The organism is Bradyrhizobium sp. (assembly GCF_035652035.1).
In the GTDB taxonomy this organism is placed as follows: domain Bacteria; phylum Pseudomonadota; class Alphaproteobacteria; order Rhizobiales; family Xanthobacteraceae; genus Bradyrhizobium.
This window is the reverse complement of the sequence record NZ_DASREO010000067.1, coordinates 21892-28993: the sequence shown is the minus strand read 5'-3', so window position 1 is coordinate 28993 and position 7102 is coordinate 21892. Positions and strand designations below refer to the sequence as shown.

General features: G+C 62.2%; 7 protein-coding genes. 6 read left to right on the top strand and 1 reads right to left on the bottom strand.

Annotated elements, in window-relative coordinates; genetic code table 11:
* The 5 genes from VFB05_RS17380 to VFB05_RS17360 form a co-directional block, all read left to right on the top strand.
* Positions 1 to 1009: plastocyanin/azurin family copper-binding protein (locus VFB05_RS17380; RefSeq protein ID WP_325014201.1), on the top strand; the 1009-nt coding region annotated here is incomplete at its 5' end.
* A gap of 72 nt (positions 1010 to 1081) precedes the next feature.
* Positions 1082 to 1699 (top strand): SCO family protein, encoded by a 618-nt coding sequence (locus VFB05_RS17375; protein WP_325014199.1) that lies wholly within the window; start codon positions 1082 to 1084, stop codon positions 1697 to 1699.
* Positions 1700 to 1732: 33 nt separating this feature from the next.
* On the top strand, positions 1733 to 3007 hold the full coding sequence (soxC, locus tag VFB05_RS17370) for a sulfite dehydrogenase (protein WP_325014197.1): 1275 nt from the start codon (positions 1733 to 1735) through the stop codon (positions 3005 to 3007).
* Positions 2994 to 3524, top strand: a complete 531-nt coding sequence (locus VFB05_RS17365) for a cytochrome c (RefSeq protein WP_325014195.1) — start codon at positions 2994 to 2996, stop codon at positions 3522 to 3524. The genes soxC and VFB05_RS17365 overlap by 14 nt, the downstream gene beginning before the upstream one ends.
* 131 nt (positions 3525 to 3655) lie before the next feature.
* On the top strand, positions 3656 to 5092 hold the full coding sequence (locus tag VFB05_RS17360; RefSeq protein WP_325014193.1) for an NAD-dependent succinate-semialdehyde dehydrogenase: 1437 nt from the start codon (positions 3656 to 3658) through the stop codon (positions 5090 to 5092).
* Between the two features lie 53 nt (positions 5093 to 5145).
* Here the strand turns inward: VFB05_RS17360 and VFB05_RS17355 are convergent, their stop codons facing one another.
* Positions 5146 to 5412 carry a PilZ domain-containing protein gene (locus tag VFB05_RS17355; protein ID WP_325014190.1) on the bottom strand — a complete coding sequence of 89 codons (267 nt, stop codon included), beginning with the start codon at positions 5410 to 5412 and terminating at the stop codon, positions 5146 to 5148.
* 279 nt (positions 5413 to 5691) lie between these two features.
* Between VFB05_RS17355 and VFB05_RS17350 the strand changes: the two genes are divergently transcribed.
* On the top strand, positions 5692 to 7065 hold the full coding sequence (locus VFB05_RS17350; protein WP_325014188.1) for an MFS transporter: 1374 nt from the start codon (positions 5692 to 5694) through the stop codon (positions 7063 to 7065).
* Positions 7066 to 7102: the final 37 nt, after the last annotated feature.

The window sequence follows — 7102 nt, the reverse complement described above, 5'->3', positions numbered from 1 at the left end:
ACCGCTTGTTGGCATCGAGGAAAAACCGGTGCCGCAGGACGCGCGGCAAAAGACGGCGGCAACCCAGCCGATTCCGAAGGGCGACGCGACTGTGCCGCAATGCGCCGAAAAGATTCCCGGCTATGATGACGTGGGGTGCATCTATGCGCCGTTCTGGGAGACCCCGGTCCTGATCCAGCCATCTGGTGTCGGCGGTACCAACTGGTCGCCCATGCCCTACAGCCCCGATACCGGCTATCTTTATGTGCCGGGCACCGTTCGGACCGCCGCGTTCCTGCGCTTTAGCACCAAGTACAGCACCGGGGTGCGTTACACCGGTGGCGGACAAGCAGCGCCGATCGGCTCAACCATGACCGGCACCTTCACCGCGATCGACGCCAAGACCAACAAGATTGCCTGGCAAACCAAGACGCCCTACCGGGTCGGTGGCGGCGGCGGGTCGACAGTAACCGCAGGCGGATTGGTTCTGCGAGGCGAGCCGGACGGCAATTTCCTTGCACTCGATGCCAAGACGGGTCAGGAGCTGTTCCGCTTCCAGACCGGATTTGGCGCCGACGCTCCGCCTGTCGTCTACGAGGTCGACGGCGAGGAATACATCGCGATCGCGACCGGCGGCAACTCGATGCAAGGCAGTGCCTACGGCGATGCCATCTGGACCTTTTCGCTGAAAGGTCAGCTCGGCCCGTTGTGGGCGCCGCCACCGCCGCAGACGGTGGCCGGTCCAATCGGGGCGATCGCGGCAGGTACTGACGCGATCAAGATCGGCGCCAACAACACCGAGTACAGCTTTTCTCCGGCTCGCACCCGGATCAAGAGCGGCACGACGGTGAGTTTCACCAATGTCGGCGATATCCCGCATGATGCCAGCGGATTGCAGCCGGACAACAGCTGGAGCACCGGCGGGCTCGCCAAGGGCGAGACGAAGACGGTCAAGTTCGACAAGCCCGGCATCTACTACTACATCTGCTCGCCGCATCCGTGGATGTATGGTCAGATCATCGTCGAGTGATTGGTCGAAGCTGACTGCGACAAGCCTTCCCGCGGTTCTCGCGGGAAGGCGCTTCATTTCGGGAGCTGACAGGTGGCGTTGTCCGGCATATTGCATAGCTCGCTCGTTCTTGCCTGCGTGCTGTTCTGCACGCCCGTTGCCGCCAACGAAGTTGCCGAACCTTCACCCACCGAATTGATCGAGGGCTTGCTGTCGGGCCGTGCGCCGGTCGGCGGTCCGTTTGAGCTGACCGATCAGGCCGGTCGCCGCCGGACCGATGTCGATTTTCGAGGCAAGCTCGTCGTGCTTTATTTCGGCTACACTTATTGTCCAGACGTTTGTCCGACCGAGCTTCAATCGATCTCGCTTGCACTCGACAAACTTGGCGCAGCGGCGGAGGCCGTGCAGCCTCTGTTCATCACCGTCGATCCGGAGCGGGACACACCGGCGCGGCTTGCCGAGTTTGTCGCATCGTTTCATCCGCGATTGATCGGCCTGACCGGGTCGGTGGCCGCGATTCGGAAAACGGCGACGAGTTACCGGACCTTCTTCGCCAAAAACCCCGCCTCGGCATCAGGCGAATATGCGGTCGACCATACCGGCTTCATCTATCTGGTCGGCAAGGACGGGCGTTATCTCGGTTTCCTGGCGCCCGGTGCTACGCCCGATACGATTGCCGATGCCATCCGCGTTCGGCTCGGGTCCGAGTAATATCATCTCATCTTTACCTGTTCGGAGGAGACGATGCGCAAGACAAAGCGGGCGAGCGAGCCGGAACAGGTCGCCGGAAACGGACTGCTCGATCGCCGTTTCTTTCTGACCGCCGGCGCGGCCGCGATCGGAAGCACGGCGCTCATCGACAAGACTGACGCGGCCGAAGAGCTGCCGGTCGAGCCCTGGATGAAAACGCCGGGCTCGCCCTTTACGCCTTATGGACAGCCTTCGAAGCACACAAACATGGTCGCGCGTACTTTTGCGAGCGCGCCGGGCACGACCGGCACCGGCGCCTCGCGCACGCCACATCATTTGCTCGACGGCACGATCACGCCGAACGGACTTCACTTCGAGCGTCACCACAATGGCATTCCCGACATCAATCCTGAGGCGCATCGGCTGCTGATCCACGGCCTCGTCAAGCGCCCGCTGGTTTTTACGCTCGACGCATTGATGCGCTACCCGATGGAGTCGCGCATTGCCTTTATCGAATGCGCCGGCAACAGCTCGCTGCTCTATCAGAAGGACCCCGCCCCGGTCGGCGTGCAGCCGATCCACGGCCTGCTATCTTGCGCCGAATGGACCGGGGTGAGGCTGGCTACTCTTCTCGACGAAGCCGGGATCGACCCAGGCGCGCAATGGATCTTGGCCGAAGGCGCGGACTCCTCAGGCATGAGCCGCAGCGTACCGCTGGCAAAAGCGATGGACGATGCGCTGATCGCGATCTACCAGAACGGCGAACCGGTGCGGCCCTCAAATGGCTATCCGATGCGCCTGCTGTTGCCAGGCTATGAAGGCAACATGAACGTCAAGTGGCTTCGGCGCATCAAGCTGACCGCAGCGCCAACCATGACCAAGGACGAAACCTCGAAGTACACGATCCTGCTCGCGGACGGAAAATCGCTGCAATTCTGTTTTGCGCAGGAGGCCAAATCGGTGATCACGAGGCCCTCTCCGGGTCTTTCGATGGGAGCGCCGGGCCTGCACGAGATCACGGGTCTCGCCTGGTCGGGCTATGGACGGATTGCCAAGGTCGAAGTCTCCGCTGACGGAGGTGCGAGCTGGGCGCAGGCTGCGCTCCAGGACCCCGTGCTGCCGATGGCGGTCACGCGATTTCGTTCGCCATGGCGATGGGACGGCGGACCTGCGGTGCTTCAGAGCCGCGCGAAGGATGACTCGGGATACGTGCAACCGTCGCGCTCCAAGCTCATCGCCGATCGCGGCGGCCGGGGCGCCTACCATTTCAACGGGATTACCAGTTGGAGCGTGGCCGAAAGCGGCGAGGTCAAGCATGTTTACGCGTAACATGGTGCTTGGCGTTTGTTCGGTTCTCGTTGCCTGGCATGGCGTTGCGCTCGCGGAGAGCCCTAATCTCGGCAAAGCCGCAAGTCCCGAGGAGATCGCCTCGTGGGATGTCAGCATCGGTCCCGACGGCGCGGGCCTGCCGCCAGGCAGCGGGACGCCGAAGCAAGGCGAGCAGGTCTATCTCGCCAAATGTGTCGCCTGTCATGGTGAGAAAGGCGCCGGCAAACCGAACGATCGGCTGGTCGGTGGTCAAGAACTGCTCGCGCCCGGACAAGCCCCGGTGAAGACGATCGGCAATTTCTGGCCCTACGCCACGACTGTCTTTGACTACGTGCGGCGCGCCATGCCGTTGAACGAGCCGAAGTCGCTGAGGGATGACGAGGTCTACGCGGTGGTCGCCTATATCCTCGTGCTCAACGGCGTGATCGGCGAGAATGATACGATGGATGCAAGGACGTTGCCGGCAGTGCGGATGCCGAACCGGGACGGATTTATCCGATTTTCCAAGGGGCGATGAGGCCTGTCAGGCCCGCGCAGGCTCGTTAACATGGCCGCAAGCAAATGGGCGTCCGCCTCTTGAAATGGGGCCGGCGAACGTGTTGTTCTCCGCGCCGCCAAGAAGTCTTGAAAAGAACCGGAGACTGCAGAATGACCTACCCCAACGTCCAATTGTACATCGACGGCAAATGGCGTCCCGCCGCTTCCGGAAAGACCATCCCCGTCCTCAACCCGGCGACCGAAGAGGTGGTTGGCACGGTTGCGCACGCCGCAAAGGCCGATCTCGATGAGGCGCTGGCGGCAGCCGAAAAAGGTTTCAGGACTTGGCGCGCGGTCTCCTCTCTTGAACGCTCCAAGGTGATGCGCAAGGCGGCCGAATTGATCCGCGAGCGTGCCGAAAAAATCGCGACCATCATGACGATGGAGCAAGGCAAGATCCTGGCCGAAGCCAGGATCGAAACGCTGTCGGCCGCCGACACCATCGAGTGGTTCGCCGAGGAAGGCCGCCGGACCTACGGGCGGCTGATCCCGGCACGACTGCCCGGCGTCTATCAGATGGCTATCAAGGATCCCGTGGGTCCGGTCGCCGCGTTCACGCCGTGGAATTTCCCGATCAATCAGGTGGTGAAAAAGATGAGCGCAGCGCTTGCCGCTGGCTGCTCGATCATCGTCAAGGCGCCGGAGGAAACGCCAGCTTCGCCTGCGGAGCTGATCCGGGCGTTCGCCGATGCCGGCGTGCCCGCGGGCGTGGTCAACCTCGTTTACGGCGTGCCGTCCGAAATCTCCGAGTATCTGATCCCGCACCCGGTGATCCGAAAGATCTCCTTCACCGGCTCGACGACTGTCGGCAAGCATCTCGCAGCCATGGCGGGTCAGCACATGAAACGCGTGACCATGGAGCTCGGCGGTCATGCCCCGGTCATCGTGTTTGACGATGCCGACGTCGAATCCGCAGCGAAGATCATGGTCGCCGCCAAATATCGCAACGCCGGCCAGGTCTGCATCTCGCCGACGCGTTTCCTGGTGCAGGAAGGCGTCTACGACAAGTTCATCAAGCAGTTCGTCGACGGCGCCAAATCGCTCAAGGTCGGCAACGGCCTCGACGCGGGATCTACGATGGGCGCGCTCGCCAACGACCGCCGCGTCACCGCGATCGAGACCATGGTGCAGGACGCCGTCGGCAAAGGCGCCAAGGTCGCAACCGGCGGCAACCGGGTCGGCAACAAGGGTTACTTCTTCGAACCCACCGTCGTCACCGACGTGCCGAAATCGGCGCGTGCGATGAACGAAGAGCCGTTCTCGCCGTTGGCCCTCATCTCGCCGTTCTCGAAATTCGATGACGCCGCGGAAGAAGCCAACCGTCTGCCGTTCGGTCTGGCCTCCTATGCCTTCACCAAGTCCGCGAAGACCGCGACCGCGATCGGCGCGGCAGTCGACGCCGGCATGATGTCGATCAACCATTTCGCATTGGCGCTGCCTGAGACGCCCTTCGGCGGCGTCAGGGATTCCGGCTATGGCTCCGAAGGCGGCATCGAGGGGATCGACGCTTATCTGAGCACCAAGTTCATTACGCAGACCGGCGTGTAAGCCGGAAAGAACAGGAGCAAGTCACCATCCGATGAGATGGTGGCGGGCTCTTATTAGCCCGGCGCGCGCACGTCCGTCGGCGCAACAAACGCGAGCCCGATCCGCTTCTCGCGAATCCAGATCACTGTGCAGTCGCGGGTCGAAGAGCCGCCCGCCATCACCAGGCGAAACTGGGCCGGCACGAAGGCGGGATTGTCGACGTCGATCGCAGCACCGTCCGGCGAGATATTCCGCACCACGCAGCGCATGACCGATCCGCCGGCCGAAACGTAGGCTGGCTCGTTGATCTCGGTCCGCTGATGCTTGCGTTTTTCTTCCATCGATGCTGGCTTCGAATCCATTCAGTCGGCCATTGTAGCGCTAAAACTTAACGAAATTGGCTGAGAGGGCGTCGTCGGACGGCCCTCACCCTCGCCGCATGGTACGTTCGCGGCCAGCCAGGCGATAGATGAGCGATCACCACAATCCAGGGATGCCGACAACCTTGCTTCCGCTCAAGGGGGCGGCGCGATAGCTTTTCCTTCTGGCCTGGTGTGATGGGTGCAAAGCCCGGCCTTCAAAAAAGACAGCGCCCGGGAAGCGCGATCAAGGAAACAGCCATGTTCGAGATTCTCGACCAGCGGACGAGTCTGACTGGCAATCAGATCAGGATTCTTGTCGCTGCTATTATCGGCGATGCGCTCGAATTCTTTGACTACTTCCTGATCGGTTTTGTGCTGGCCTTTCTGATCGGCCCCTGGAAGCTGACCTTCGGGCAATCCGCAACAGTGCTGATGAGTTCCGGCATCGGCGCAATCGTCGGTGCCTACGTCTGGGGCTGGCTCGCCGACCGCATCGGCCGCCGCAAGGTCTTTATCGGCACCGTGCTGAATTTCTCGATCGCGACCGGTCTTCTGTATTTCACGCCGGATCAGGGATGGATCTATCTTGCGGCCTTGCGATTCTTCGTAGGACTCGGCGTCGGCGGTCTCTATTGCGTCGACCTGCCGCTGGTGCAGGAGTTCATGCCGTCGTCGAGGCGGGGTTTGGTCGGTGGACTGGTGACCTGCGTCATTCCGCTTGGCGTCGGCATTGGCGCGATCCTCGGATCGGCAGTCGGCTCCGGTGAGTGGCGGGTTCTGTTCGCGGTCGGCGTGCTTCCGGCGCTGCTGGTGCTGCTGGTGCGCATCTGGGTGCCGGAGTCTCCGCGCTGGCTCTGCCGGCAAGGCCGCTACGACGAGGCCAGGAAATCACTCGCCTGGGCGCTGCAAATGGAGCCGGCCTCGCTGCCTTTGCCCACGGCGGCTGACGCGGGCCCGGTCGTGCAAAGCAACTGGCTGGATCTTTTCAAATACCCGCGCAGCCTGATCGTGTCCTGGTTCGGCAATGCCGGTGCGCAGACCGGAGTCTATGGCATCACGCTCTGGGCGCCTGCCCTGTTTGTGTTGCTCCTGAAGGTGTCGCCTCAAGAGGCCGCCAGGATGATGATCCTGCTGAGCGTGTCCGGGTTCATAGGCCGAGTTTCCTTTTCCTTTTTCTCGGAGTGGTTCGGCCGTCGCAATGCGGGCGGGCTGCTCGGCTTCGGCGCCGGCGCGCTCACTATTCTTGCCGGTCACTATTACGACGCCTCGATGATGGGAGTTTCCGCGTTCTGGCTGATCCTCGCCGTCGCGTTCTTCTTTGCCGACGGCGGCTTTGCGATCGTCGGGCCTTACGCTGCCGAGGTCTGGCCGTCACATTTGCGCACCTCCGGCATGGGCTCGGCCTACGGCTTTGGCGGCATTGGCAAGATCCTCGGCCCGGTCGGTCTCGCCCTGATCGTCGGCAGCGGCAATTATCTCAAGCCTGACGTGCCTTTAACCGAGATTCCTCTCGCGTTCCTTTATCTCGGAGGCTGGTTTCTGATGGCTGGCACGGTGTACTACTTCCTCGGCATCGAAACCCGAGGCAAATCGATCGAGGAGATTGATAAGGAGCTCGCGGCGACAGCCTGAAGCGACAAGCGCAACGGAACGCATTGATCGAAGGAGA

What these genes read in the sequence shown, in the direction of transcription:
- soxC (WP_325014197.1), top strand. Translation starts at nt 1,733, where the DNA reads ATGCGCAAGACAAAGCGGGCGAGCGAGCCGGAACAGGTCGCCGGAAAC.
- VFB05_RS17365 (WP_325014195.1), top strand. Translation starts at nt 2,994, where the DNA reads ATGTTTACGCGTAACATGGTGCTTGGCGTTTGTTCGGTTCTCGTTGCC.
- VFB05_RS17355 (WP_325014190.1), bottom strand. Translation starts at nt 5,412, where the DNA reads ATGGAAGAAAAACGCAAGCATCAGCGGACCGAGATCAACGAGCCAGCC.
- VFB05_RS17360 (WP_325014193.1), top strand. Translation starts at nt 3,656, where the DNA reads ATGACCTACCCCAACGTCCAATTGTACATCGACGGCAAATGGCGTCCC.
- VFB05_RS17350 (WP_325014188.1), top strand. Translation starts at nt 5,692, where the DNA reads ATGTTCGAGATTCTCGACCAGCGGACGAGTCTGACTGGCAATCAGATC.